The organism is Bradyrhizobium sp. 31Argb (genome assembly GCF_043638955.1).
GTDB lineage: Bacteria > Pseudomonadota > Alphaproteobacteria > Rhizobiales > Xanthobacteraceae > Bradyrhizobium.
The window spans coordinates 1-1,380 of sequence record NZ_JBEGDB010000589.1 but is presented as its reverse complement, the minus strand read 5'-3'; the positions used below and the strand labels follow the sequence as shown (position 1 = coordinate 1,380).

Below are 1,380 nucleotides of genomic sequence, written 5' to 3'. Positions count from 1 at the left end.
TCGCCGACATCGGCAACAGACCAGCTTTGGTGCGTTCCTTCTTCAAGCATCCAGATGTCGCCTATATTTCTGACCTAGGAGTAAGCTGCGATTGGTGCTTCCTTCTGCGGTCGAGTCCGATCGGCGGGAGAGCTGCAATAGCCAAGCGGCTCGATCGCATCGTGCACGTGATCAAGCGGCTTGAGCGCAATGAAATTGTCACGTTCGAGACAATGACGTTGCTCGTGCGCTTTTGGATGACGGTACCATCGGCATTGCCGAAGCGGTCGAGCATTGGAGGCGGCGGAAGCTCATCATCCGGCAACAGACATGCCGGCCATCGCCGACTCATTTGGTACATGCGCGCCGCCTCGGAGCGAAACCCGACGCCGTTACACGAGACTTGTCGCCTACGAGAGCGTCTCTATCTAGGAGTCACCCATTTGACCTGGTCAGATTCAGAACGAGAAATGTGATGAAGCCTGTTCGCAATATCAACCACGGCGATTGCAGCAGATGTCGTGCAGACGTACGAGTCTCGCTGCAACTGCTCGGCCGCGGTCCTTGATCGCCTGCTTCATCAATCGTCGCTGATCACCATTCGTGGTGCTGGCGATCGGCTTGGAGACGAGTCGTTGCGCATGCCCAGCGAGGCCTGGCATGACTTGCGAAACTCCCGAACAAGGGGACCAGCAAGGTTCGAGCGCGCGGAGCAGAAGGGCAAGGCTTTGACAGAGCCGCGTGCGTCAGCCGCCGACGATCCGACGAACCTCGAGACTCCGGCTCCAGGCGAATCGTCGCAAGATCAGATCCTTGAGGCCTGGGCGGCCGAAGCGGGGCAGGGCGACCATGAGAATCGGCCAGAGGCGGTAAGACGAACGAAAGCTTGGCAGGAAACAGCGCCCCATGAACCGCCGTGGCTGGATCTTTCATTGCTGTCCCTGACCACCTTGTCCGCCGCCCTCCCGGCGGGGCTCCAACACCTGAATATCGACGGCAATCAGCTGACGAGCGTGCCCGATATCCTTCCGAGCGGTCTCCAAACCCTCCACGCCAGAAACAATTGGCTCGCCAACCTGCCCACCAATCTCCCGGCCAGCATCGAATGCCTTCGCGCCAGCGGCAACCGGCTGACCAGCCTGCCCGCAACCCTCCCGTCGGGCTCCAGCGCCTGTACGTCCCGAACAATCAGCTGACCAGCCTCCCCGCAACGCTTCCAGCCGGCCTCACGCTGCTCAGCGCCAGCGGGAACCGGCTGACCAGCCTGCCCACGGCTCTCCCGGCAGGACTCCGTCAACTGCACGTCGACAACAATCGGTTGACCGTAAGCGACGTCTATGTCCCATTCGCAAAGATTTGGAGGGACGGATTGCAACGCGTTGGCGCAACGGATTGCAATCT

Annotated in this window: 1 protein-coding gene and 1 pseudogene; both read left to right on the top strand. The window is 60.4% G+C overall.

Annotation, left to right across the window (positions count from 1 at the left end):
• A pseudogene (locus AAFX91_RS41655) lies at positions 1-455 on the top strand (hypothetical protein); the annotation flags it as partial.
• 45 nt (positions 456-500) lie between these two features.
• On the top strand, positions 501-1,175 hold the full coding sequence (locus AAFX91_RS41650) for a hypothetical protein (RefSeq protein WP_394570341.1): 675 nt from the start codon (positions 501-503) through the stop codon (positions 1,173-1,175).
• Positions 1,176-1,380 lie beyond the last annotated feature (205 nt).